The organism is Rhodococcus sp. 06-235-1A, from assembly GCF_002258785.1.
Lineage (GTDB): Bacteria > Actinomycetota > Actinomycetes > Mycobacteriales > Mycobacteriaceae > Rhodococcoides.
The window spans coordinates 208444-234459 of record NZ_NOYI01000008.1; the positions used below are offsets into that span (position 1 = coordinate 208444).

General features: G+C 65.3%; 23 protein-coding genes. 16 read left to right on the forward strand and 7 right to left on the reverse strand.

Annotation, left to right across the window (positions count from 1 at the left end):
• The first annotated feature begins 4 nt into the window (after window positions 1-4).
• The 3 genes from CH275_RS05975 to CH275_RS05985 all read left to right on the forward strand — a co-directional run bounded on the left by CH275_RS05975 (window position 5) and on the right by CH275_RS05985 (window position 6092).
• Window positions 5-691 carry an NYN domain-containing protein gene (locus CH275_RS05975; RefSeq protein ID WP_230596533.1) on the forward strand — a complete coding sequence of 229 codons (687 nt, stop codon included), beginning with the start codon at window positions 5-7 and terminating at the stop codon, window positions 689-691.
• Complete coding sequence (locus CH275_RS05980; RefSeq protein WP_094676142.1) at window positions 692-3799, forward strand: MMPL family transporter; 3108 nt, start codon at window positions 692-694, stop codon at window positions 3797-3799.
• A gap of 139 nt (window positions 3800-3938) precedes the next feature.
• Entirely contained in the window at window positions 3939-6092 is a 2154-nt protein-coding gene (locus CH275_RS05985; RefSeq protein WP_094676144.1) for an MMPL family transporter, read from the forward strand.
• Between the two features lie 93 nt (window positions 6093-6185).
• Here CH275_RS05985 and CH275_RS05990 read toward each other — a convergent pair whose 3' ends face one another.
• The 3 genes from CH275_RS05990 to CH275_RS06000 form a co-directional block, all read right to left on the reverse strand.
• Window positions 6186-8102 carry a DUF2339 domain-containing protein gene (locus CH275_RS05990; RefSeq protein ID WP_179276005.1) on the reverse strand — a complete coding sequence of 639 codons (1917 nt, stop codon included), beginning with the start codon at window positions 8100-8102 and terminating at the stop codon, window positions 6186-6188.
• 92 nt (window positions 8103-8194) lie between these two features.
• Complete coding sequence (locus CH275_RS05995) at window positions 8195-8845, reverse strand: DUF1707 SHOCT-like domain-containing protein (protein WP_094676146.1); 651 nt, start codon at window positions 8843-8845, stop codon at window positions 8195-8197.
• Window positions 8846-8866: 21 nt separating this feature from the next.
• The gene (locus CH275_RS06000; RefSeq protein ID WP_094676148.1) at window positions 8867-9976 is read right to left on the reverse strand and encodes a glycosyltransferase; all 1110 of its coding nucleotides are present in this window, start codon (window positions 9974-9976) and stop codon (window positions 8867-8869) included.
• Between the two features lie 110 nt (window positions 9977-10086).
• Between CH275_RS06000 and CH275_RS06005 the strand changes: the two genes are divergently transcribed.
• On the forward strand, window positions 10087-10476 hold the full coding sequence (locus CH275_RS06005) for a MarR family transcriptional regulator (RefSeq protein WP_094676150.1): 390 nt from the start codon (window positions 10087-10089) through the stop codon (window positions 10474-10476).
• A gap of 2 nt (window positions 10477-10478) precedes the next feature.
• Here CH275_RS06005 and CH275_RS06010 read toward each other — a convergent pair whose 3' ends face one another.
• Genes CH275_RS06010 through CH275_RS06025 form a run of 4 tightly spaced genes read right to left on the reverse strand, consistent with a single transcriptional unit; the run spans window position 10479 to window position 13827 of the window.
• A complete protein-coding gene (locus CH275_RS06010) occupies window positions 10479-10700 on the reverse strand; it encodes an autophagy-related protein 2 (RefSeq protein ID WP_094676399.1) in 222 nt (73 codons plus the stop codon).
• 37 nt (window positions 10701-10737) lie between these two features.
• Window positions 10738-11364: a response regulator gene (locus CH275_RS06015; protein ID WP_179276019.1), complete on the reverse strand. Its 627-nt coding sequence runs from the start codon at window positions 11362-11364 to the stop codon at window positions 10738-10740.
• 29 nt (window positions 11365-11393) lie between these two features.
• Window positions 11394-12563 carry a MacS family sensor histidine kinase gene (macS, locus tag CH275_RS06020; RefSeq protein WP_179276006.1) on the reverse strand — a complete coding sequence of 390 codons (1170 nt, stop codon included), beginning with the start codon at window positions 12561-12563 and terminating at the stop codon, window positions 11394-11396.
• The gene (locus CH275_RS06025) at window positions 12550-13827 is read right to left on the reverse strand and encodes an AI-2E family transporter (protein WP_373453679.1); all 1278 of its coding nucleotides are present in this window, start codon (window positions 13825-13827) and stop codon (window positions 12550-12552) included. Before CH275_RS06025 ends, macS begins: the two co-directional genes overlap by 14 nt.
• 73 nt (window positions 13828-13900) lie before the next feature.
• Between CH275_RS06025 and CH275_RS06030 the strand changes: the two genes are divergently transcribed.
• The 12 genes from CH275_RS06030 to CH275_RS06085 all read left to right on the forward strand — a co-directional run bounded on the left by CH275_RS06030 (window position 13901) and on the right by CH275_RS06085 (window position 25948).
• Complete coding sequence (locus CH275_RS06030; protein WP_094676405.1) at window positions 13901-15376, forward strand: adenylate/guanylate cyclase domain-containing protein; 1476 nt, start codon at window positions 13901-13903, stop codon at window positions 15374-15376.
• 9 nt (window positions 15377-15385) lie between these two features.
• Complete coding sequence (locus tag CH275_RS06035; RefSeq protein WP_094676154.1) at window positions 15386-16516, forward strand: lysylphosphatidylglycerol synthase transmembrane domain-containing protein; 1131 nt, start codon at window positions 15386-15388, stop codon at window positions 16514-16516.
• A gap of 109 nt (window positions 16517-16625) precedes the next feature.
• Window positions 16626-17177, forward strand: coding sequence for a YceI family protein (locus CH275_RS06040; RefSeq protein ID WP_094676156.1), 552 nt, complete (start codon window positions 16626-16628; stop codon window positions 17175-17177).
• Between the two features lie 179 nt (window positions 17178-17356).
• Window positions 17357-17731 carry a DUF3054 domain-containing protein gene (locus CH275_RS06045; RefSeq protein ID WP_373453680.1) on the forward strand — a complete coding sequence of 125 codons (375 nt, stop codon included), beginning with the start codon at window positions 17357-17359 and terminating at the stop codon, window positions 17729-17731.
• Between the two features lie 198 nt (window positions 17732-17929).
• Window positions 17930-19216, forward strand: coding sequence for a Na+/H+ antiporter NhaA (gene nhaA / locus CH275_RS06050; protein WP_094676160.1), 1287 nt, complete (start codon window positions 17930-17932; stop codon window positions 19214-19216).
• Window positions 19217-19258: 42 nt separating this feature from the next.
• Window positions 19259-20356 (forward strand): serine hydrolase domain-containing protein, encoded by a 1098-nt coding sequence (locus tag CH275_RS06055; protein WP_218828750.1) that lies wholly within the window; start codon window positions 19259-19261, stop codon window positions 20354-20356.
• 66 nt (window positions 20357-20422) lie between these two features.
• Window positions 20423-21676, forward strand: coding sequence for an APC family permease (locus CH275_RS06060; RefSeq protein ID WP_094676162.1), 1254 nt, complete (start codon window positions 20423-20425; stop codon window positions 21674-21676).
• Between the two features lie 31 nt (window positions 21677-21707).
• Window positions 21708-22070, forward strand: coding sequence for an ArsR/SmtB family transcription factor (locus CH275_RS06065; RefSeq protein WP_094676164.1), 363 nt, complete (start codon window positions 21708-21710; stop codon window positions 22068-22070).
• On the forward strand, window positions 22067-23155 hold the full coding sequence (arsB, locus tag CH275_RS06070) for an ACR3 family arsenite efflux transporter (protein WP_094676166.1): 1089 nt from the start codon (window positions 22067-22069) through the stop codon (window positions 23153-23155). Before CH275_RS06065 ends, arsB begins: the two co-directional genes overlap by 4 nt.
• On the forward strand, window positions 23155-23574 hold the full coding sequence (locus tag CH275_RS06075; protein WP_094676168.1) for an arsenate-mycothiol transferase ArsC: 420 nt from the start codon (window positions 23155-23157) through the stop codon (window positions 23572-23574). Before arsB ends, CH275_RS06075 begins: the two co-directional genes overlap by 1 nt.
• Window positions 23575-23579: 5 nt before the next feature.
• The gene (locus CH275_RS06080) at window positions 23580-24635 is read left to right on the forward strand and encodes an ArsO family NAD(P)H-dependent flavin-containing monooxygenase (protein WP_094676170.1); all 1056 of its coding nucleotides are present in this window, start codon (window positions 23580-23582) and stop codon (window positions 24633-24635) included.
• Complete coding sequence (locus tag CH275_RS06085) at window positions 24632-25948, forward strand: FAD-dependent oxidoreductase (RefSeq protein WP_094676172.1); 1317 nt, start codon at window positions 24632-24634, stop codon at window positions 25946-25948. The genes CH275_RS06080 and CH275_RS06085 overlap by 4 nt, the downstream gene beginning before the upstream one ends.
• Window positions 25949-26016 lie beyond the last annotated feature (68 nt).

Sequence of the window (26016 nt, forward strand, 5' to 3'; positions counted from 1 at the left end):
GGACATGCCCGACACCGTGGTCGACCCCTCCGAACTCGGCGCGATCGGTGAATCGCGCCACAGCAAGCGCGTCCTGCTGGTCTGGGACGCCCCCAATCTGGACATGGGGCTGGGCGCAATCCTGGGTGGCAGACCCACCGCCGCCTACCGCCCTCGGTTCGATGCTCTGGGCCGTTGGCTGCTCAGCCGCACCGCCGAACTCTCCACCTCGGGCACCGCGACTCTCGAACCCGAGGCGACGGTATTCACCAATATTGCTCCCGGTAGTGCCGATGTCGTCCGACCCTGGGTCGAAGCATTGCGTAACGTGGGCTTTGCGGTGTTCGCCAAGCCCAAGGTCGACGAAGACAGCGATGTCGACGCCGACATGCTCGACCACATCGACTTCCGCAACCGTGACGGCGGCCTCGCCGGGGTCATGGTCGCGTCCGCCGACGGTCAAGCGTTCAAGGGCCCGCTGGAGGCCATCGCAGCAACCGGAGTGCCGGTCCAGGTATTGGGCTTCCGGGAGCACGCAAGCTGGGCTGTCACGTCGGACATCCTGGAGTTTCTCGATCTCGAGGACATTCCGGGCGTCTTCCGTGAGCCACTGCCACGGGTGAGTCTCGACTCCCTCCCCGACGAGGGCGCGTGGCTGCAGCCCTTCCGACCGCTGTCCGCCCTGCTCGTCGGGCGCCAAGGAGTTTCTTAAGTGTTCGCCAGATGGGGAGACATCGTCTACCGGCTGCGGTACACCGTTATCGGTGTCATGGTGGCCGGGCTGCTGGGCTTCGCAGCCTACGGTCTCGATCTCAACAGCCATCTCAGTCAGAGCGGATGGGACGATCCGACCTCGGAATCGGCCCAGGCTGCCCGTCTGGCGGACACCACGTTCGGTCGCGACAAGCAGGGTGACGTCATCCTGCTCTACACCGCCCCTGCGGGATCGACCATCGACGACCCGGAATTCCAGTCCAAGATCATCGCCAACCTCGATTCTCTCGCCGCCGACCACCCTGGCCAGATCGAGAAGGTGAACGGCAGCTACTTCCGGACGGCGACGGCTCCGAACCTCGCGGCACTCGGTACGACCGACAAGCAACACGCCATCGCCAGCGTCGCCATCGACGGAGCCAACGACACCGAGCTGACCAACAACTTCCAGGCCGTCAAGGACGCTTTCGCCATCGACGGCGTCGACGTCCAGGTCACCGGCCTGCAGGCTGTCGCAGGCGCACTGCAGTCGACCATGGCCGGCGACATCCACCGCATGGAGCTACTCGCGATCCCTGCCGTCGCGGTGCTGCTGTTCTTCATCTTCGGTGGCGTCGTCGCCGCCGCGCTCCCGCTGATCATCGGTGGGCTGACCGTCGTCGGAGCCAACGGCATCGTCAAGGTGTTCACCAACTTCACCGAGGTCAACTCGTTCGTGGCGCCCGTGGTCTCGCTCGTCGGTCTCGGGCTGGCCATCGACTACGGGTTGTTCATCGTGTCGAGATTCCGAGAAGAACTCGGCGACGGCTACACGACGCCACAGGCCGTGCGCCGCACCGTCATGACGGCCGGTCGCACCGTGGTGTTCTCCGCGACGATGATCGTCGCGTCCCTCGGTGGGCTGCTGCTGTTCCCGCAGGGCTTCCTGAAGTCGGTGGCCTACGGTTCCATCGCCACCGTCGCGCTCGCGGCACTGACGGCCATCACGATCCTGCCCGCCATGCTCGCGATCCTCGGCCCACGCGTGGACGCACTGGGTCTGAAGTTCATGCGCAAGACCAAGTCGAGCGAAGAGATCGAGAACGGCATGTGGGGCCGCCTCACCCGCTGGGTGATGCGCAACCCCGTCAAGGTCACCGTGCCCATCGTGCTCGGTCTGGTGCTGCTGACGCTGCCGGTCGGCAACATCAAATTCGGCGGCATCAACGAGACCTATCTGCCTCCCGACAACGTCACCCGCGTCGCGCAGGGCGAGTTCGACTCGCTGTTCCCGGGTCAGCGCACCGAGCCCATCAAGATGGTCATCGAGGGCGCTCAGGGCCCGACACTGGCCGCGATCACCAATCAGGCCAACAACGCTCCCGGACTGATCGAGAAATTCACCCCCGTCGGTGCCAGCAAGGACGGCGTCATCGTCTTCAAGGCCGGATTGACCGATCGCAACGACTCGAAGCCGGCCATCGACTTCCTCCGGAGCATCGACGTACCGGACGGTGCGACGGTCATGATCGGCGGTACACCTGCGATCGAGCAGGACTCGATCAGTGCGCTCATCGACAAACTGCCGTTGATGGCCGTCCTCGTCGTGTTCATCGTGACGCTGCTGATGTTCCTGACGTTCGGATCGTTGGTGTTGCCGATCAAGGCGGTGCTCATGACCGTCCTCGGGCTCGGTGCCACCATGGGCATCCTGACGTGGATATTCATCGACGGCAACGGTGCGGGACTGATGAACTTCACCCCTGGGCCGATCATGGCCCCGGTCCTGGTGCTGATCATCTCGATCGTGTTCGGCCTGTCCACCGACTACGAGGTGTTCCTGCTCTCGCGCATGGTCGAGGCCCGCGAAAAGGGTGCCAGCACAAGCGAAGCCATCCGCATCGGAACCTCGCATACCGGACGGATCATCACCGCGGCCGCCCTGATTCTCATCGTCGTGACCGGGGCGTTCGCGTTCTCGGATCTGGTGATGATGAAGTACATCGCCTACGGGATGATCGCGGCCCTCATCATCGACGCCACCCTCATCCGTATGTTCCTCGTGCCCGCCACGATGAAGCTTCTCGGCGACGACTGCTGGTGGGCGCCGCAGTGGATGAAACGCATTCAGCGCAAGCTCGGACTCGGCGAGACCATTTTGGAGGACGAACTCCTCCCGATCGACGATGTCCCCGAACTCGCGCTCGCGGGCGGCGCTCGGCCCACTACCGTCGCACCGCCGATGCGTCCGGCTCCGCGCCGCAGCGAGCCACTCACCGAGCCCATTCCTGTTGTCGCACCTCATGGTTCGGGCCCCATTCGCGCCACCCACGCCGCCAAGGAAGAGTCGAGGCGCAGCGTGACGGGGCGGCCTGCCACACCACCCGAAGCCGAGCCGACCCGCGCAACTCCGGCCGCGCCTCGGGCGCAACAAGCTCCTCGCCCTGCCCCGAGTCAGCCGATACAGCCGCGTCCCCGTCCGACCGTGGAGCCGGAACCGACCCAGGCGGCCGACGTTGTTCGGCCCGCGCCCCCGGTCGATCCGGTCGCCGCTCCCCCGTCTGCTCAACCGCCGCGTGCACCGAGTACCCCGGTCACACCGCCCAGCCGAACCCGCGCCGCTCGCGCAGCGCGATCAGAAGGGCCGGATTCGAGGTCCATCGAGAGTTGGCTCGCCGACCTGCGAGCACCCAGTGCATCGCCACCGCCGAGTGGGCCGAACACGCCCGTCAACGGTTCGAGCCAGAACGGTCACGGCGAGAACGGCGCTGCAAAGAACGGATCCGCACAGAACGGGTCTGCACAGAACGGTTCCGATGGGGGCAGTTCGACCCGAAATGGGTACAGCAGCAACGGATCCGAGCGCAACGGCAGCAACGGCACCGAGCACCAGCACCACGAGTCCGAGCGCAACGGCACCAATGGCACCGGCACCGATCGCACCGGGTCCGAGAACAACGGCAGCAACGGGTCCGCGACGGAGGAGTCCGTGCCGGAGAGGCCGTCGGGCCGTCGGGCCGCACCGTCCGCCGAGGGTGGCGACAGTGGTCGTCATCGCGGGGGTGAGAACGGGCAGGTACTCAGTGTCAGCGAATTGCTTGCGAGGGAACGCAACCGTTCACGCTGAGAGCACTGAGCGCTGCCGGGCGTGTGAACGGCCGACCTGATCAGGTCGTTGCGCAGGCTACACTCTCGCCTCGTAGTGGGGTCGAAGTTTCATTCACGAGGCGGCGACGTCGCGTGTATCGAGGGGGAGTTGTACACACGTGTTCGTTCGATGGGGAAATTTCGTCCACCGTCTCCGCTATACGGTCCTCGGCGTCATGGTCGCCGGGCTGGCCGCCCTGGCTGCCTACGGTTGGGATCTACCGGATCATCTGAGTCAGAGCGGGTTCGATGATCCGACGTCGCAGTCGGCCGCGGCCAGCAATCTCGCCGACGAGACGTTCGGGCGTGACACCGAGGGCGACGTCATCGTCCTGTACACCGCCCCCGAGGGCTCGAACATCGACGATCCGTCGTTCGATGCGGCGATCACCCAGAACCTCGATTCGCTGGTCGCCGACCACCCGGACCGCATCGCGAAGATCAACGGCAGCTACTTCAGAACCGCGGGAGCACCCGTCCTCGCGGCGCTCGGCACCGCCGACAAGCAGCACGCCATCGTGAGCATCGCGATCGTCGGCAGCAACGACACCGAGCTGACCGAGAACTTCCAGGCCGTCCAGAACGCCTTCTACATCGACGGTGTCGACGTTCAGGTCGCCGGACAGCAGGCAGTGGCTGCCTCCCTCCAGTCGACGATGACCGACGACATCCATCGCATGGAGGTCCTCGCGATCCCCGCCGTCGCGGTGCTGCTGTTCTTCGTCTTCGGCGGTGTCGTTGCTGCTGCGCTGCCGCTGATCGTCGGTGCGCTGACGGTCATCGGAGCCAATGGCATCGTCAAGCTCTTCACCCACGTCACCGAGGTGAACACGTTCGTCGCACCGGTGGTGTCGCTGGTGGGCCTGGGCTTGGCGATCGACTACGGCCTGTTCATCGTCTCGCGTTTCCGAGAGGAACTGGGCGACGGACGTTCGACGCCCGATGCGGTCCGTAGATCGGTCATGACGGCCGGTCGCACGGTGGCGTTCTCGGCGACGATGATCGTTGCGTGCCTCGGTGGCCTGCTGCTGTTCCCGCACGGATTCCTGCGCTCGGTAGCGTTGGGTTCGATTGCGACAGTTGCTCTCGCGGCTCTGAACGCGATCACCATCCTGCCGGCGATACTGTCGATTCTCGGTCCTCGCGTCGACGCCCTCGGTCTTGCGTTCATGCGCAAGACCAAGTCTTCCGAGGAAATCGAGAACGGCAGGTGGGGCAAGCTCACCACCTGGGTGATGCGCAATCCGATCAAGGTGGTGGTCACCATCGTTCTCGGACTGCTGGTCCTGACGCTGCCGATCGGCAACCTCGCATTCGGTGGAATCAACGAAACGTATCTGCCACCGGACAATCCGACGCGGGTGGCGCAGGAGCAGTTCGACGAGTTGTTCCCCGGTCAACGCACCGAGCCCATCAAAATGGTCATCCAGGACGCGCAGGGTCCCACACTCGGAGCCATCATCACCCAGGCGAACAATGCGCCCGGCCTGATCGAGCAGTTCACACCGGTCGGTGCCAGCAAGGACGGTGTCATCGTCTTCAAGGCCGGGCTGATCGATCGCAACGACAGCGCGCCCGCCATCGAGTTCCTGCGCAGCATCGACACTCCGGATGGCACGACAATGCAGGTGACGGGAACGCCTGCGATCGAACGAGATTCGATCGATGCGATGGTCGACCGCCTTCCTCTGATGGCAGTACTCGTCGTCTTGATCGTCACCGTGCTGATGTTCTTGACGTTCGGATCTCTGGTGTTGCCGATCAAGGCGGTGCTGATGACGACGCTCGGACTCGGAGCCACGATGGGCATTCTGACGTGGATCTTCATCGACGGTCACGGAGCCGGGTGGATGAACTTCACCCCCGGACCGATCATGGCGATGATTCTGTTGCTGATCGCCGCCATCGTGTTCGGACTCTCCACCGACTACGAGGTCTTCCTGCTTTCACGCATGGTCGAGGCTCGCGAACAAGGCTCCAGCACAAGCGAAGCCATCCACATCGGCTCTTCCCACACCGGACGCATCATCACCGCCGCCGCCTTGATCCTGATCGTCGTCACCGGAGCGTTCGCATTCTCCGATCTGGTGATGATGAAGTACATCGCCTACGGCATGATCGCCGCTCTCATCATCGACGCCACCGTGATTCGTATGTTCCTGGTACCTGCGACGATGAAGTTGCTCGGCGATGCCAGCTGGTGGGCACCGGCCGGAATGAAGCGAATGCAGAAGAAGCTGGGACTCGGCGAGACGATCCCGAAAGACGACTGACGCGCCTGCCCCCTGCCCTCCGACCCCCACAACGCGTGAATGAACCACTGCACCGTCGAGACGTATGCAGTGGTCCATTGACGCAGCAGAGGGTCAGGGGGTTGCCGCACTCTCCCGATCAGCGAACACCTTGGCGTATCGGGTGCCCGCGATCAGCAGCAACAGTCCCACCGCGATGAAGGCGATGACGCGGAACAAGCCGTCCAGCGCGACGAGATCGAACAGGAACAGTTTCGCGATCGCCGCGGCGGTCAAGGACAGTCCGGCCAGCAAGGCCAGATGAGCGTGGGTGGCGCTGCGCAGCCCGAATGCCAGGAGCGCGAAGGCTGCGATCATCCACTCGATCGTCGCGGCGGTGTGACCCGCCGTGAATCCTGTTGTTTCGCCGCCGATTCCGATGCCGAGTGTCACGGTGGCCGCAGTCAGGCCGTAGAGTGCGAGCACACCGGAGACGATGCCGAGGGTCTGCAGTCCGTCGTCGACCAGTTTCAGTTCGGCCAGTACGGACGCGAATGCGAAGGCCGTTGCCGCGAGCAGAATCCCACCGAGCGCGATACCGACAGTGCCGACTGCGAAATCGGAGTCCAACAGCGCCTCGGGCGGGCTGACCGACACGAACATCAATGCACCGATCACACCGAATCCGCTGCCGATCGAGAACGCGAGTGTCGAGCGGGTGTTGGGCGCCAACGCGATCAGAGCCAGGGCGACGGCGAACAGTACGACCGGGCGGATCTCGAGGGTCGTCGACTCGACTGCAGCCTGCAGCATCGCCAGAGCGCCGATCACCGCGACGGTGATGCGAGCATGTCCCGGCAACCAACTCACCAGAATCACGATCGCCAGTGCTGCAGCAGCCAGAACCAGTTGCAGGGTGACGGTCGCCGCTCTGTCGAAGACATCGACCGAGAGCAGCACGGGCAGCGAGGCCAGTGCGATCATCACGGTCGCAACCACGTCGGCAACGTTGCGGCGCAACAACTCCAGCGACATTCCGATGCCCAGGACAGCCGTGAGCACGATGGCCAGCAGCAGCCAGTAGTTATCGGCCGAGCCGTTCATGTCGGCAGTGGCGACCGCAGCCAACACCGCGCCGACGAGGGGAACGGTCCGGACAACCTGCAAAATCTGCCAATTCCGACCGATCTGGGCGGGGAAGCTCGCGACATAGGTGGCGATGAAGAACGCGATCAAGGCCAGCGTGAGGCCGTCGGTCAGCACCGGCCCGCACACCGCGACGCCGGCCAGAATCAGCACCGCCATCGGCTGCGACTTCCATTGGACCGCGAGTGCCGTTCCCGCTGCGGCAATTCCGAAGGCCGCAATCATCCCGATCACCGGATCGAGCCAGCCGTACAGGACCGATATTGCCAGCACGTCGAGGTACAGGCCGGCGATGCCGGTGGCCGCGAGCGCTATCCCGCCGACGCGTCCACCCGAGCGGCCGAAGACCCGAACGCCTGCACCGACCAGCGCGAGCGAGAACACGGCACCTGCCGCGACCCGCAGCGGAGGACCGAACCACCCGGCCTGCGCTGCGAGTACGAGGAGCATCACGACACCGACGAGTGTGACGCCCGCACCGGCGACGGCCAGCAGGCGGCTGATAACCCCGTCCCGCTGCCACCAGGGCTCTTTCGGCGGAGCAGGCGGGCGTGGCGCAACGACCGGCCCACGCGGTGCTGGGACCGGCGCAGCCGGCTGAGTGCGACCCGCCGGCTGGGCCGGCTGACCCATGGTCCGGTACAGCGGCTGACCGTAGTTCTGCGGCGGAAGCTGCTGCGGCACGAAAGGCGGCACATAGGACAGCGCAACGGGGGCGGGCGGCACCGGGGCAGGGGCCTGGGGAGCAGGAGCAGGAGCAGGAGCCTGGGAAGCGGAACCGAGTTGGGACTGCAGGGTCTGCAGATCGACGGCCACCTGACGCATGTGGTCGCCCAGGGAATCGAATCGGCTGGACAGTCGCGCGACGAGTTGCGGATCCAGCCCGGAGTTCTGGGAAGAAGTCATGGGTTAGATACTGCGAGCATCGCCGCCGAAAAGCGTGAGTAGTGCTACTCGGATTCCTCGAGTAGAACGGCCGAGTAGAACAGCAGGTGGCCCTAGCCGAACATCCTGCGGATCGAGCTACCGAAGGGATGCTTGGCGGTCACCGAGCCCAAGCGGACCTTCCCCGAGACGACGAGATGCAGCGGCCCGTACGGCGGACCGGTGCGGACCTTGTTGGTGGCACTGCCCGCCACTGTGTCGACACCGTTGAGGTCCACGGTCGCCTCGGTGGGCACGATCAGTGTCACGGTGCTGCAGTAGTCGTCGACGTGTATTTCGACCACCTGGGTGGACATGACCGCCTGGGTGAAGTCGAGCGTCACCGTGGACATGCGGGTGGCGACGCGCAGGCTCGGCGGCACGTTCCACGGTCCCTTGCGGGTGACGGTGGACATGGTGCCGCGCAGTGTGTCCGACGCGCCGCTGCCGTGCCCCCAATGCTCCTGAACAACACGGCGTGGGGGCTGGTGCGGGGTCGGCGTGGCAAAGGGTTTCGGTGCCGGGCGATGCTCCTCGGAGATCTGCATCCCGGGCAGGTCGGCGAGTACCGAGTTCAGCTCACCGCGGGTCTTCGACGCCAGAGCGGTGTCCATTCGCTCGGTGAACTCACCGAGGGTGAGCATCCCTTGCCCCACGGCGCGTTGCAGCAGTTGCCCGACGTGTTCACGCTCGGCATCGGACACTCGCAGATCCCTTGCCTCCATACAGCCAGGGTAGCGAAGATCTCAGGCTGCGCGACCGCCGAGAACCGACAGCATTCCGGACACCGACGCGGGCCAGCCGAACTCTTCCGCTCGCAACCGGGCGGCGATTCGACGGCCGTCCACCGGCAATTCGAATACGCGCTCGATCTCCGCAGCGAATCCGTCGGCGGTGTTCTCGGAGGATCCACCGCAGTGTGGGGTGACGATCTGCGCCAGCGCCGATGTCTCGGAGACGACGACGGGCGTCCCTGCTGCGAGTGATTCCAGCGCGGCAAGTCCGAAAGTCTCGTGTGGTCCTGGCGCGAGAGCGATGTCGGCCGAGGCGAGCAGGGCTGCCACCGTCGACCTGCCGGCGACGAATCCGAGGAAGTCGACCGGGAGGCCACGGGCGCGCCGTTCGAGGCCGGCGCGGCGGGGTCCGTCACCGGCGATGATCAGCCGCGCCTGTATTCCTGAATCACGCAGTGCAGCAAGCGAATCGATACTTCTCTCCACGTGCTTCTCCACCGACAACCGGCCACAGTGCACCAGGAGGCGATCGGCACCGCCCAGCCATGCCGACCGATCGCCGACGCGCCGCCGCGGGTGGAACAGATCGAGGTCGACACCGAGCGGCACCCGATGCACGTTGGGGACGCCGATGCGGTCGAACTCCTGTTGCGCGAACTCGGTGGTGCACACGACGGCGTCGTACTGCTCGGCCGTTCGACGGTTGGCCAGATCGGCGCAGTGCCGCGCGCAGCGCATCGGCATCGTCTGCGCGAGCAGTCGATCGAGGCGCTCGTGGGAGATCATCACGCTGCGCACATCCCGCCGCGCGGCCCACCTACCCATGCCACGCAACGTCAGTCGGTCCGACACCTCGATCACGTCCGGCCGCAGTCCTGACGCCACCGCGGACACCCGGCGCGGGTCGGCCACACGGTAGCCGCCGGTACCAGGAATCCGCGGAGCCGGCACCTCGATGCGCACCACTCCCGAGGGCAGCAGTTCCTCGCGCCACTGCGCTCCCGGCACGATCAGCGTCACCTCGTGACCGCCGGTCACATAGCCCGATCCCAGCTGGTCGACGGCCGTCCGCAAACCACCGGACCGCGGGCCGTAGAAGTTTGCCACTTGGACGATGCGCACCCGCCCAGTCTTCCCACCCGGACATCCGCCGGGCACCGCGGCGATGGACAGTGGCCGAACCCTCACGGAATTTCTGTGTGGAGAGCGCAGCCACCGGGTAGCCGTGGCAGATGCGAGTGACACTGCAATCCACCGGAAACGCCCCCGCCCCCGAAGTCTGGGAGCGCTACATGGAACCCACGGCGTGGAAGACCTGGGCTCCGCAGATCATCGGCGTCGAGTACCGCGGGGAGAGACTCGCCGCAGACAGTACCGGCCGAGTACTGGGGCCACTGGGGTTGCCGATCGACTTTCGGGTGCACTCGGTCGACGAGCGTTCGTGGACGTGGGCGTGGTCGGCGTGGTTCCAGAACCAGGCCATCGGGGTCGATCTGACGCACGGCGTCGTCTCCCGGCCCAACGGAACCAGGGCCTGGCTGACGATCGACGGCCCGACGCCCCTGGTCCTGCCGTACCTGCCGGTGGCCAAGTTCGCGCTCGGCAGGCTGTGCGCGCAGTAGTACTACTCGGACCGGGTGACGGTCTTCTCGTCGGACTTGTCGGCCACGTGAGTCGGCTCGGGCGTCGGCAGCGACGACTCCTCGCCCGACCCGTCCAGATGCCCGTCGAACTCGTCGACCGCCTCGTCGCGTTCGGCACCGGTCTGATCTGGATCGGCGTCGACACCTTTCGAGTGCTTCGCCGGATCGACGGTGGTGTCCACTGCATTCTCGTTGTCGGTCATGGGGTCAAGAGTGCCCATCGGCCCGGGACACAAACCCCTACAGGCCCTTCTCGATGGCGTAGCGGGTCAGTTCGACGCGGTTGGCCAGCTGTAACTTGCGCAGCGTCGCCTGTACGTGGTTCTCGACCGTGCGGTGGCTGAGCGTCAATCGGGTCGCAATCTGCTTGGCGCTGAGCCCTTTTGCGACCAGTCGCAGCACCTCGGTTTCCCGGTCGGTCAGCGTCGGGCGAGCATCGGATTCCGGTTCGGGCGACGACGACATCCGCCGAAACTCCCCGAGCACCAGGCCTGCAAGACCGGGCGTGAACACCGCCTGCCCGGCCGATGTCGCGCGAACGGCGTCGAACAGTTCCTCCGCCGATGCGCTCTTGACCAGGTAACCCGTCGCGCCCGCCTTGATCGCGTCGAGCACATCGCTGCGCTCCGCGGAGGCCGACAGCACCAGGATCTTGGTCTCGGGCGACGCTTCCAGGACGGCGACGGTGGCGTCGGCTCCGTTGCCGTCGGGTAGATGCATGTCCATCAGCACGACGTCGGGAGTGGTGGCGCGGGCGCGGCGTCCGGCAGCGGCGACGCCGTCCGCGGTGGCGACGACCCTGAATCCGGCGCTCTCGAGATCTCGGGCGACGCCGTCGCGCCACATCGGGTGATCGTCGACGACCATCACCGCGATCTCGGCATCGGTTTCCTCTGTCATCGAAGTCCCTTCGTTCGAGGAAGACGAATCTCCCATTCGGTTCCCTCACCCTCGGCGGTGTCGAGCAATGCTGTGCCACCGAGAGATTCGACGCGGCCCAGGATCGATTTCGACACACCCATCCGGCCCTCGGCTTCGGCGGCGGCGAGGCGTCCGGCAGGAATCCCGTGGCCGTCGTCGCGGATACTCACGATCAATTCCCCGTCGACGTCTTCGAGCAGCACGTAAGCCTTGGCCTCGGAGCCCGCATGGAGCTCGACGTTGGACAGCGCCGTCGCCACGACAGCGGCGAGTTCATCGGCCACCTCGGATTCTACGAGAACCGGATCCGCCGGAGTCGATACCGAGACAGTGGTACTCGCCTGGGTGCGCAGCAGCGCTCGAACGTCGACGATCGAGCCGGTGTGATCGCCGCGAGGAGCTGCCTGTTCGGAGATCAGTACCCGCAGCGCGACTTCCTGCTCACCGGCCAGCTCCGCGAGTTCGGCTGCCGGACCGCCTATTTCGAGACCCCGCCGCCGAACCAAGGCAAGCACCTGCAGCACCCCGTCGTGCACCTGCCGGGCGAGTCTCTCACGTTCCTCGGTGATCGCGGCCGATCGGGCTGCGCGCCGCAACTCTTCGTGAGCGCGCCGGGCGGTGTTCGACGCCATTCCCAGTGCCAACCCGGCCGAGAGCAACACCGGGGCGGTGGCGTCGGACCACAGGTCGGAGTCGAAGCGGTCGCGAACGAGTGCGCTGACCACCGACATCACGACTCCGGATGCGATTCCGCCTTTGGGGCCCAACAGGATTGCGGCGGAGATGACGGCGTTGGTGGCCCACAGCGTGGTCGGCAGAGTTTGGCGGGTGCTGTACCAGTCGTAGTCGGCCACCAATCGCGTCGACGCCATCAGCGCGATGACGATGATCTGATCGGCGAGAACCACCTGCCAGCGCGGCAGCGATGCGCGCGCGAGCATCAACGCCGAGGCCCCGGACCACACGGCCATCAGGGCAACGAACACCCAGCTCAACCGTGGGTTGGTGTAATTGTCGACGGTGGCAGCCTGATAGCTGACGGCGTAGACGAGGGTGATCAGGCGAAAGGCCTGCGAGGCCCGCCACAGCGGGGTGTCGGGATCGGACGAGGTGAGCGTGGCCCCCACCCGATCAGCCGTCCGCATCGTTCGTCGAGTCCGAGTTCTTCGAGTCCGAGGTCATCGAATCCGGGATCTTCAGTTCTCCCTTGGCAAGTCGATCGGGCTCGTCGGCACCGGGCGGTGTGTGCGGATCACTCGCGTCGGCGGCGTACAGCGGGTCGGTCGGCTCGAGTTCCTCGTAGACTTCCTCCGGGTCGTCGGCGAGCAGAGACCGCACGGCGGTGTTGAGGACGGCGACGATCGGGACGGCAAGCAGGCCTCCGACGATGCCCGCGAGCAGGATGCCGACGGTGATGGACAGCACCACCGCCAGCGGATGCAGTCGCACGGCACGGCCGAGCAGAAGTGGTTGCAGCACATGCCCTTCGAGCTGCATGACGGCGACCACGATGCCGAGGGTGATGACGGCGGTGATCAGACCCTTCGTCACCAGGGCGATGAACACGGCAACGAATCCGGTCAACACGGCACCGATGATCGGAATGAACGCGCCGATGAACACCAACGAGGCCAGTGGGAGAGCCAGCGGTACACCGAGAATGGCGAGACCGGCACCGATGCCGATGGCATCCGCGGCCGCCACGGCAACCGTCGCGCGGACGTATCCCACCAGAGACCCGAAACCTTGAATGCCCGCGGTACGAATCTTCCTACGGGCTCCGGTCGGCGCGAGCCGGGTGACGAACTGCCAGATCTGATCGCCGCCGTACAGGAAGAAGATGAGCGTGAACAGTGTCAGCAGTGCGCCGGTGAGAATCTCGCCGATCACCGCGGCGGTCGTCAACGCTCCGCTGGTGACGGCCTCCTGGTTGTCCTGGATGACCTTGACCAGGTTGTCGGTCGCCTGCCGAATCTGGTCCTCGCTGATGTGCAGTGGCCCGTTACTGAGCCACTCCTCGACGCTGTTGATCGATTGGGTGAACTGATCGCCCACCTGCGGCAGACCTTCGATGAACTGCTCGACGATGAACGTCATGATTCCGGCGACGACGCCGATGCTGGCAATGATGACGATGATCACCGCCGCGGCGCGCGGCACTCCGCGCCGGTGCATCCAGTCGACCACCGGAACGAGCAACGCCGACGCCAACAGCGCCAGACCCAGCGGGATGACCACCGTGCTCAACTCGGCGATCACGTAGGCAAAAGTGATGAAACCGGCAAAAAGGACAAGAAGTCGCCACGTCCATTCCGCTCCTACCCGCACCAGCGGGTGCACCGAATCTGCCGCCGAAGTGGGGCCCGGGGACGCCCCCGTACCTTGCGCCCGCAACTCGTCGGTGCTCACCAGCTAAATTTAACCCGTGCTGGCATCTTTCCGAGCGGTCTCGCTCACCCTGAAGAGTCGCTGGCCGCTCTATATGTTCTCGATGCTCATCGCCAACGTCTTCGGGGCCGTGCTCGTATTCGCGTTCGTGCGGTACGGATTGCCCATCCCCGAATCGGAATCGATCGTTGCCGACCGCGTCCGCAACGTGTACATCTTCGGTGCGTATCTGGGTGTTGCCCTGGTGGTCAGCCTGATCTACGCCTACACACTCCTGCGCTCGGTCATCCGGTGGCAGCTGCGCGGTGGCCCGCCCACCCGCAAGGAGCAGATGACGACGCTGCATGCGCCGTTGCGGCAGGCGATCGTGCATCTGATTCTGTGGATCATCGGCGGGATCATCTTCGTGCTGTTGACCATCGCCGAGATGCCGTCACTGTCGATTGCCGTCATCGTCACCGTCGGAATGGCCGCGACGGTCACCTTCGGATTCACGTACATGCTCGGCGAGCGCATCCTGAGGCCAGTCGCGGCGTTGGCGTTGAGCGAGGGCCGTTTCGATCGCACGATGACGCCCGGCGTCGGCACCCGCATGGCGATGACGTGGGGACTGGGCACATTGATGCCCGTCATCGGCATCATCCTGCTGTGCGCCACGCAGATCACCACCGATCTGGTGTTCTCCCCCAACGCGCTCGCAGTGGCCATCATCCTGCTCAGCGTGCTGGCCATCGTGCAGGCGTTCGTACTCTCGATGCTCACCGCCAGTCAGATCTCCGACCCGATCAGCCAGCTGCACAGCGCCATCGAACGTGTTCAGCGCGGCGAGACCGACGTCGAGGTCGATGTGTTCGACGGATCCGAGATCGGCCGGCTCCAGGTCGGCTTCAACCGGATGATGGAAGAGTCCGCCGAACGACGCGTCCTGCGAGAGCTGTTCGGCCAGCACGTCGGTGAGGACGTGGCGCGTCGGGCATTGCAGTTCGGAACCGAACTCGGCGGCGAGACACGATTCGTCGCAGTGCTGTTCGTCGACATGGTCGGTTCCACCGCCACGGCCTCCGAGCGTCCGCCGAGTGAGGTCGTGGTGCTGCTCAACGAGTTCTTTCGCGTCGTCGTCGATGTCGTCGGGCGTCATCACGGCTTCGTCAACAAATTCATGGGCGACGCGGCCCTCGCGATCTTCGGGGCCCCACTGGATCGTCCCGACGCACCCACCGCGGCGCTCGCGGCTGCACGTGAACTCCGATTTGCGCTCGACGAGATCACCGGGCTCGACATCGGCATCGGCGTATCGGCGGGCCTGGCGGTCGCCGGCAATATCGGTGCGTCGGAACGCTTCGAGTACACGGTCATCGGAGACCCCGTCAACGAGGCGTCGAGGCTCACCGAGCTGGCGAAACTGAGGCCTGGACGCGTTCTGGCGTCGACCTCGGCCCTGTACTTCGCCGACGACGAGGAGCAGGAGCAGTGGGAGTTGGGCGACCAGGTTCAACTGCGTGGTCGACGACGGGCCACCCACCTGGCCTGGCCGGTGGAGTATCCCGATGCCGCACCCGGCGACAGTTAGTCTGACAGGGTGCCCGACCCCAGCTCCACCCACGGACCCGCGGTGCGGCGTCCGCGGAATCGGCTCCGCTGGGTCAAGTGGATCGCTGGAATCGCCCTCGCGGCACTGCTGGTGGGCGAGGCGATCTACCTGTGGCCGCGGCTGCACGAATCCTGGACCGCCGTTCGAGAGATCCACTGGGGTTGGCTGGCGGCCTGCGTCCTCGCCCAGGCGGTGTCACTGAGCGCATTCGGCCGAGTGCAGAAGCAACTGCTCGACGCGGGCGGCGTGAAGGTGCGTCAGCGCAAGTCCGTTGCCGTCATCTACGGCAGCACCGCAATGGCACTCACCCTGCCCGCAGGCCAGGTGTTCTCGACGGCGTTCACCTATCGCGAGACCCGACGTTGGGGAGCGAGCCCGGTCGTCGCCTCGTGGCAGCTCGCCATCTCCGGCGTCATCGCTGCTGCGGGACTTGCCGTCCTGGGCGTCGCGGGCGGTCTGGTCGTCGGAAGTTCGTTCAACACGTTCACCGTGGTGCTGCCGATCGCCGGTGTCATCGCCATCGTCGCCGCCGTTCGCTACATCTCGAATCATCCGCAGTCGATCAAGAGCATCGCGCGCTGGGGACTGCGTCGATACAACGCGTTCCGCAACCACGAGCTCGACGCCGGGGCGGAGGTCATCGACAAGATCATCGGTCAGATTCAATCCGTCCAGCTCGGCAAACGGGACGGCGCACTCACGCTGTCGTGGTCGGCCGTGCATCGACTCGGCGACGTGGCGTGCCTGGCGTTCGCGTGCTTCGCCGTCGGCGCGGATCCGCGACTGTCCGGATTGCTCATCGCGTTCGCCGCAGGCAAGGCCGTCGGATCCGTACCGCTTGCGCCCGGCGGCCTGGTTGTGGTCGACGCGACCCTGATCGCGTTCCTGACCAGCGCTGCATCGATCACCGCCTCGCAGGCCGTCGCGTCGGCGCTGGTGTATCGCGGGGTCAGCTTCATCCTCGTCGCCATCGTCGGGTGGATCGTGTTTCTGGTGCTGTTTCGCAAACATCAACACGCCGATCTCGAATTCGACATCGCGCTCGAACAGCAAGAGACCGCCGAGCTGCGGCGCAGCGAGGACATTCGCGACACCAAGGGCGATCCGGAGCCGGCATAGGCGTAAGACTGGAGTGGCGTTCGTCACTTTCCGTTCACTCGGAATATATCCGGACCTCGGTCCGCTTGTGTACTATGAGCATTGAAACTTCAACTCACTAGGAGTCCCCATGACCACCGCCATCGCACTGCCCGAGCTCACCGCAGGCACCTGGGTCATCGACCCGACCCACTCCACCGTCGGATTCACCGTCCGCCACCTGGTGGTCAGCAAGGTCCGAGGCCGTTTCCAGAACTTCAGCGGCACCATCACCGTCGCTGCCGACGGCACCCCGTCCGTCGACGCCGAGATCGACGTCGCGTCCATCACCACCGACAACGAGCAGCGCGACGGCCACCTCAAGACCGCCGACTTCTTCGAGGTCGAGAAGTTCCCCACCGCAACGTTCAAGTCCACCTCGGTCAAGGCCGACGGCGGAGACTTCATCGTCACCGGTGACTTCACCCTCCACGGCGTCACCAACTCCATCGATCTCAAGCTCGAGTTCAACGGCGTCAACGCCGGAATGGGCAATGGACCGGTCGCCGGCTTCGAGGCCAGCACCGTCATCAACCGCAAGGACTTCGGCATCAGCATCGACATGCCCCTCGAAGGCGGCGGCGCAGTGGTCGGCGACAAGATCACGCTGAACCTCGAAATCGAAGCCGGACTGCAGGCGTAAGTTCGCCCTGCTTCACCCCTCCCCCTCTTCGGGATCACCCCTCCCCCTTCGGATCAATGCGGCTTTGTTGCAGTCCAAGCGACTGAAACCCACATTGATCCACACCGGGAGGCCCACCGAACGGCCCGTATCGCATTTGCGGTGCGGGCCGTTCGCTGTGGGTGTCTACAGTGGGTCGCGTGAAGTTTCGATCCCCCGCAGTTGCTGCCGTCCTCGACCTGCTTATGGTCCTGCTGTTCGCCGCGATCGGTCGTCGCAGCCATGCCGAGGCCACCGCGCTGTCCGGCCTCGTCCACACCGCCTGGCCGTTCGTCGTCGGTGCCGCCATCGGCTGGATCGTCACATTCGCGCTGTACCGCAACAAGTTCGACGCTTTCCTCATCGTTCCGACAGGCATCGTCGTGTGGGTCACGACGGTCGCACTGGGCATGGTCCTGCGTGCGGTGACCGGGCAAGGAACAGCAGGGTCGTTCATCATCGTGGCAACCCTGTCCACCGCGGTTCTGCTGCTCGGTTGGCGCGCGCTGGCGAAATTCGTTCCCAGCGTCCGCTGACCGAAGAGTTCGTCGGGAACGGCCTCGGCGCGATAGGATGATCCACGGTGCGCCGGGAAGTCTGGTCGGCAACTGTTCTGTGCTGCGCACATGCCCTTCCGTCCGATGGGTTCGCACGGCACGACGTTGCTAGCGAAAGGCTTTGTCACTGTGTCCGATTCACCGAGTCCGTCTGATTCACCAAGTCAGGAAATCCGATTGCCGCTGTTCTCCCGCGGTTCCTGGTCCGAGGCCGACCGCGTCGCGCAGATTCTCCGCAAGGAGACCGTCGGCGGCGCATTGCTCCTCGTCGCCACTCTCGTCGCGCTGATCTGGGCCAACTCACCCTGGTCCGCCGCGTACGACTCTCTGATGAGCACCCGGGTCGGGCCGTCGGCACTGCATCTCGATCTGACGCTGTCGACGTGGGCCGCCGACGGACTGTTGGCCATCTTCTTCTTCGTCGTCGGACTCGAACTCAAACGCGAATTCGTTGCCGGTGATCTGCGCGATCCGGCACGCGCCGCATTGCCGGTGGCCGCGGCAGTCGGCGGAATGGCAGTTCCCGCAGTCATTTTCGTGTTGTTCAATCTCGGCACCGGGGACGGCGCTCTGCTCGGCTGGGCCATCCCGACAGCAACCGACATCGCGTTCGCCGTTGCCGTCCTCGCCGTGATCAGCACTCACCTGCCGACCGCGTTGCGAACATTTCTGCTGACTCTGGCCGTGGTGGACGACCTCCTGGCTGTCAGCGTCATCGCCATCTTCTACACCGACGACATCAACTTCATCGCGCTCGGCCTGACGCTGATTCCGCTCGCGCTGTTCGCCGTCGCCGTGCAGATGCGTATTCGCTCCTGGTGGATCCTGATCCCGCTGGCGGTCGTGACGTGGGTACTCATGCACGAGTCGGGCGTCCACGCCACCGTCGCGGGCGTTCTGCTCGGCTTCGCCGTCCCGGTGATCAGGAGCAAGGCCAACGGCGGCCCCGACGCGGGCCCGGGACTCGCCGAACACTTCGAGCACAAGATCCGGCCCATCTCCGCGGGAATCGCGGTGCCGCTCTTCGCCTTCTGCGCGGCCGGCGTGACCGTTGGAGGCTTCACCGGTCTACGCAGTGCCCTCACCGATCCGATCGCCATCGGCATCATCGCGGGCCTCGTCATCGGTAAGGCCATCGGCATCTTCGGCACCACATATCTGGTCTCGCGCTTCACCCGGGCGACATTGGATGCCGGACTGAAATGGCTCGACGTCTTCGGTGTCGCAATGCTCGCCGGAATCGGCTTCACCGTGTCTCTGCTGATCGGTGACCTCGCATTCGGCGAAGGAACTCAGCGCGACGATCACGTCAAGGTGGGTGTGCTGACGGGTTCGATCATCGCGGCCACGATCGCTTCGATCATTCTTCGAACTCGCAACAAGGCGTACCGGGACTTCTACATCGAAGAGACTCGCGACGACGACCACGACGGCATCCCGGACGTGTACCAGAACGAGAAGTAGCGATCGTTGGAATCCGGACCGCTCCGATGACACGATGAGTTCGTGAGCGAAAGCGTGCGCGAACTGTTGACCCGGCACATCGACGCCGGACTGATGCCGGGGGCGGTAGCACTGCTGGGTGGCCCCGATTCGGAACCCATCGCGGTCGGATCATCGGCGGTCGGCGGTCCACCGATGGCAGTCGACGCCATCGTCCGGATTCAGTCGATGACCAAGATCGTCACCAGCGTGGCCGCCCTGCGCCTCGTGGAGGCGGGCCGACTGACGCTGGACGACGACGTCGTGCCCTGGCTTCCCGAACTCGCCGCCCGCCCGGTGCTCACCCGCCCCGGCGCTGAACTCGACGACACCGTTCCGCAGGACAGACCGATCACGTTGCGGCACTTGCTCACCAACACCAGTGGGTACGGAATTCAGATGGGAGACACCCCGCTCGCCCGGGCGATGAGGGACAACGACACGGAAGCCGGCCCCGCGCCGTCACCACTCGGTGCGGACGAGTGGTTGGCACGCATGGCGGATCTTCCGCTGGCTTTTCAGCCCGGTGCCGGGTGGCGCTACCACCACGGCTTCGCGATCCTCGGCATCCTCGTCTCTCGCATCGTCGGACGGTCTCTGCAGGACCACCTCCGCGACGACCTGTTCGGACCACTGGACATGCCCGACACCGGACTGTGGGTACCGACCGACCGGTGCCATCGTCTGACGGCGGCCTACCGGTTCGAGGACGGGTCGTTGATCGAGACCGAACCCGCTGCAGGCGGGCCCTACGCGGGACCACCCCCTGTCGACGTGAGTCACGGCGAGTTGGTGTCCACGGTCACCGATTTTCACCGCTTCCTTCGCGCGATCACGACGCTGGTATCCGCTCAGCACGTGGAGCTGATGACACACGACCAGGTGCCCGAGTCGATCAAGACCGACGAGAGTTTCTTCCCGGGCTTCTGGCCGGGCACGGGGTGGGGATTCGGCGTCTCGGTCGTCACCGAAGGAGATCACCTCGGCCGGTACGGCTGGTCCGGCGGGCAGGGCACCGACTTCTTCGTCGACCCGGACGGGACGATCGGCATCTTGCTGACGCAGACCGAATTGTGCGAGGCCACCTTCACGCTGTTGTCGGAGTTCCAGGAACTGCGCTGACAGGATCTACGCTGAATCGATCGCAGCACCTACAGTTACCGCCGTGATCGAGAATTGTTGTCCGGCATGACCGACTCACCGTCGTTGGCCCGTCGCCTCGGACTGTTCGACGCCATCGCCATCGGTGTCGGTTCCATGGTGGGAGCCGGAGTGTTCGCGGCGTTCGCACCGGCGTCGGCTGTTGCAGGGGCGGGTCTTCTCATCGGTCTCGCCGTCGCCGCGGTCGTCGCGTTCTGCAACGCCACGTCCTCGGCTCAGCTGGCTGCCCAGTTTCCGACGTCGGGCGGCACCTACATATACGGGCGTGAGCGGCTCGGCGAGTGGCCGGGATTCGTGGCCGGGTGGTGCTTCGTCATCGGCAAGACCGCGAGTTCGGCGGCCATGGCCTTGGCGTTCGCGGCATATGTCGCGCCCGCCGGTTACACCGAACTCGTTGCCGTCCTTGCCATCACTGCGCTGACGGTGGTGAACTACTTCGGCGTCACCCGCACGGCCGTGCTGACGAAGATCCTGGTCACCGCCGTGCTCGCCGTCCTCGTCATCGCAGTGGTCCTCGGCCTCACCGGCTCGTCCGGTCCCGCCGTCGGCGGACTGGGCTCGTTCACCGAGGACGGGTGGTACGGCATTCTGCAGTCGGCGGGCCTGCTGTTCTTCGCCTTTGCGGGGTACGCGCGCATCGCCACCCTCGGCGAGGAGGTCGTCCGGCCGGAACGGACCATTCCACGCGCCATCGTGTCCGCCCTCGGTATCGCGCTTGTGGTCTACGCGATCGTTGCGTTGACGCTGTTGACGATTCTCGGGCCCGAACTTCTGGCCTCGTCGTCTGCCCCACTGGTCGATCTCGTAGTGGCATCAGGACATTCGTGGGCGTCTCCGGTGATGCGGATCGGTGCAGGCCTGGCCGCGCTGGGGGCGTTGCTGGCGCTGATCGCGGGCATCGGACGCACCTCGCTGGCGATGGCTCGCCACCACGACCTGCCGTCCTATCTGGCCGCGGTCCACCCGCGGTACTCGGTTCCGCATCGCGCCGAGATCACCCTGGCTGTGATCGTCTGCGTGCTGGTCCTGGTCGTCGATCTGCGTGACGCCATCGGCTTCTCGTCGTTCGGGGTCTTGCTCTACTACCTGGTGGCCAATCTGAGCGCATTCACCCAGGACGCCGAGCATCGCCGCTACCCGCGGGTCCTACCGGTCATCGGCAGCGTCGGGTGCGTGGTGCTGATCGCCACGTTGCCGGTGTCGTCCATTGTTTTCGGAACCATCGTGGTCGTACTCGGTGTCGCGTACCGCCTTCTTCGGGTTCGGCAACTGTTCACTTGACGCCTGATTCGGTAACCGTCAATATAGACGAATGTCGAATCAAGACCTGCCCGGCGACGGCGAATGCTGCTCGCCACTGATCCGTGAGCCCCTCACCGTGGACTGGGCCGGAGATCTCGCCCGCATGTTCAAAGCACTGGGTGACCCCGTCCGACTGCGGTTGCTCAGCCTCGTCGCCAGCCATGCAGGCGGCGAAGCGTGCGTATGCGACATCTCCCCCGCATTCGACCTCTCCCAGCCGACCATCTCGCACCACCTCAAGGTGTTGCGTGAGGCCGGGCTGCTGGACTGCGAGCGCCGCGGTACCTGGGTCTACTACTGGGTGGTTCCTGCTGCTCTGCAACAACTCTCTTCGGTTCTCAGCTCGGCCGACCCCACGACGGTGATGGCATGAGCACCACCACCGATACCGCCGTAGTCGGCAAGCTTTCCACCCTCGATCGGTTCCTGCCGGTCTGGATCGGCGTGGCCATGATCGTGGGGCTGCTCCTGGGGCGCGTGATCCCCGGGCTGAACGACGCACTGTCGTCCATCTCGATCGACGGCGTCTCACTCCCGATTGCCATCGGACTGCTGATCATGATGTACCCGGTGCTGGCCAAGGTTCGCTACGACCGCCTCGACACCGTCACCGGCGACAAGCGCCTGCTGATCGGATCGCTGATCCTCAACTGGATCCTCGGTCCGGCCCTGATGTTCGCTCTCGCTTGGCTTTTCCTTCCTGATCTGCCCGAGTACCGGACCGGGCTGATCATCGTCGGACTGGCTCGATGCATCGCCATGGTGATCATCTGGAACGATCTCGCGTGTGGAGACCGAGAAGCCGCCGCCGTGCTGGTGGCGATCAACTCGGTGTTCCAGGTCTTCATGTTCGCCGTCCTCGGGTGGTTCTACCTCTCGGTCCTTCCCGGTTGGCTCGGACTCGAGCAAACCACCATCGAGGCCTCGCCGTGGCAGATCGCCAAGTCGGTGCTCATCTTCCTCGGCATTCCGCTGATAGCGGGATTCGCGTCTCGCTTCTTCGGCGAACGCGCGAAGGGCCGCGCGTGGTACGAGGAGAAGTTCATCCCGAGGATCGCCCCGTGGGCGCTCTACGGCCTGCTGTTCACCATCGTCGTTCTCTTTGCGCTGCAGGGGGATAGGATCACGTCACAGCCGCTCGATGTGGTGCGCATCGCACTGCCACTGCTGGTGTACTTCGCAGTGATGTGGGGCGGCGGCTATGCCCTCGGTGCCGCGATGGGTCTGGGCTACGAGCGCACCACCACCCTCGCGTTCACCGCTGCAGGCAACAATTTCGAGTTGGCGATCGCCGTCGCCATCGCGACCTACGGCGCGACATCCGGGCAAGCCCTCGCCGGAGTCGTCGGACCACTCATCGAGGTGCCGGTACTGGTCGGCCTCGTCTACGTCTCACTCGCGCTGCGTAAGCGCTTCTCCCCCAGCCTTTCCACGACTACGTCTTCGAAGGAATTCTGATGTCCGACACACCCGGTGTTCTGTTCGTCTGCGTCAAGAACGGCGGCAAATCGCAGATGGCGGCCGGTCTCATGCGCAGGGCCGCAGGCGATTCGGTGGAGGTGCACTCCGCCGGAACGAAGCCCAGTGGAACGGTCAACGCGTTGTCGGCCGAGGCTCTTCTCGAAGTCGGAGTCGATCTGTCCGGTGAACAGCCGAAGCCGATCGACCCAGAGCTGTTGTCTCGCATGGACTACGTGATCACCCTCGGCAACGAGGCGCACGTGGAACCCGTCGACGGTCCGACGTTCGAGAACTGGAACACCGACGAACCGTCCGAGCGCGGCATCGACGGCATCGAGCGGATGCGGCTGGTGCGCGACGACATCGCCTCGCGTGTCGAAGAACTCGCGTCCCGATTGCGCGGCACCAACGGTTGACTCGAATGACTTCGGAGGTGGTGGTGATCGGCGGCGGCCAGGCAGGACTGGCCGCCGGCTACTACCTGCGACGAGCCGGGTTGGACTTCGTCGTACTCGACAACCAGACGCATGCCGGAGGCTCCTGGCAGGACTACTGGCCGTCGCTGCACCTGTTCTCGCCGGCCGAGTACTCGCGACTGCCCGGTTGGCCGATGCCGCCGTGGCACAACCGGTTTCCTCCGGCATCGCACGTCGTGGACTACCTGCGGGCATACGAGAAGAAGTACGAGTTGCCGGTGCGCAGGCCGGTCGACGTGAAGTCGGTGCAGCGAGTCGAGGGCGGCTATCGAATCGACACCGATGGCGAGTCGTACGAAACCGCGGCAGTCATCAATGCAACGGGAACGTGGTCTCGACCCTTCTGGCCGAGCTACCCGGGCATGCGCGAGTTCGGCGGGACCCAGCTGCATGCCGCCCACTACCGCACGCCGGATATGTTCGCGGGCAAGCGAGTCGGCATCATCGGGGGAGGCAATTCGGCGGTGCAGATCCTCGCCGAGGTCTCTGCCGTCGCCGAGACCCTGTGGTTCACCAACCGTGAACCTCGGTTTCTGCCCGACGACGTCGATGGCCGGGTGCTCTTCGATGTCGCCAGCGACCGGGCCCGTGCACTCGCGTCGGGCCAGAGGGATACCGGCGGGGTCGCAGGCTTGGGCGACATCGTCATGGTCCCGCCTGTACGAGACGCCCGCGATCGTGGCGTGCTGCGGGCACGTCCGATGTTCACCGCGCTCACCGCCGACGGGGTCACCGACGGGGACACGTCCGAAACACTGGATGCGATCGTGTGGTGCACCGGTTTCCGCCCGGCACTTCATCACCTGAGGCCACTGCACCTGCACGCCGACGGGGCGGGGATCGTGCTGAACGGCAACCATGTTCGAGGCGAGCCGACCCTGATGTTCCTGGGGTACGGCGACTGGACCGGCCCGGCTTCGGCAACGCTCATCGGCGTAGGCCGCACAGCGCGTGCAGCCGTGGACACGCTCTCTCGACGAGGAAAGGTAGACCAATCATGAACTCATACCCCGTAGTAGTGGTCGGCGCAGGGCCTATCGGTCTCGCCGCCGCGGCGCATCTGAACGAAACCGGTTCCGACGTAGTCGTTCTCGAACGCGGACCGTCGGCCGGATCGGCAGTGTCCGAGTGGAATCACGTTCGACTGTTCTCCCCGTGGTCCGAGGTCGTCGACCCCGCGGCCGCCCGGTTGCTCGAGCCCACCGGTTGGGCTGCGCCGTCCGGTGACACCTACGCCACCGGACGCGAATGGGTGGAGCAGTATCTCGCACCCCTCGCCGCTGTCCTCGGCAATGCCGTCCGAGTCGACTCCGAGGTAGTCGGCGTTGCCCGCCGCGGACGCGACCGCGTCGTCGACGCAGGCCGCGACACCGAACCGTTGTCGGTGCACATCCGTCACTCCGACGGCAGCGAGGAACGCATCCTCGCCCGCGCAGTCGTCGACGCGTCCGGCACCTGGGGATCGCCGAATCCACTCGGTAGCGAGGGACTTCCGGCCATCGGCGAGAAGCGAGCCGCAGACCGGATCGACTACCGGGTCCCCGATCTGACCGATCCGGCAACTCGCTCCCAGTTCGCGGGCAAGCACACCGTCATCGCCGGCAGCGGCCACTCCGCCCTGACCGCCGTCATCACCTTCGCCGAACTCGCCGCAGAGGAACCAGGAACGACGCTCACCTGGGCCGTGCGTCGAGGCGTCACCGCGGAGGTCTTCGGCGGCGGGGACGCGGACGAACTCGCCGCTCGCGGCGCTCTCGGTCAGCGCGCCAAGAAGGCGGTCGACGACGGCTTCCTCACCGTTGTCTCCGGTTTCCGTACGGAAACCGTTGCAGTGGATCGTGATCGACTCACGCTGGTGGGTGATGCCGGCACCCGAATCGAGAACGTGGATCGAGTAGTCGCGCTGACCGGGTTCCGACCGGATCTGTCGTGGCTGTCAGAGGTACGCCTCGATCTCGATCCCACCCTGCAGGCACCCAAGTTCGTCGCAGAGTTGGTGGATCCGAACCTGCACTCGTGTGGATCGGTGTCACCGCACGGAGTCGAAGAACTCACTCAACCCGAGCCCGGCTTCTACCTGGTGGGCATGAAGAGCTACGGCCGCGCGCCGACGTTCCTGGCGATGACCGGATACGAGCAGGTTCGCAGCATCGCGGCCGAACTCGCAGGTGACCACGAGGGCGCGCGGAAAGTGGAGCTGACGCTTCCCGACACCGGAGTCTGCGGTGGCGCAGGCCTGTTCGACGAACCCGACGCGCCGTCGACCGGCGGTTGCTGTGGCGTCCCCCGAGAAGCTGAGGCACAACTGACCTGACTGTCCACTATTTCGCTCCAGAAGCGGGATCGCGCCGCACGGCCGGAATTGTGGACGGTCAGCTCACC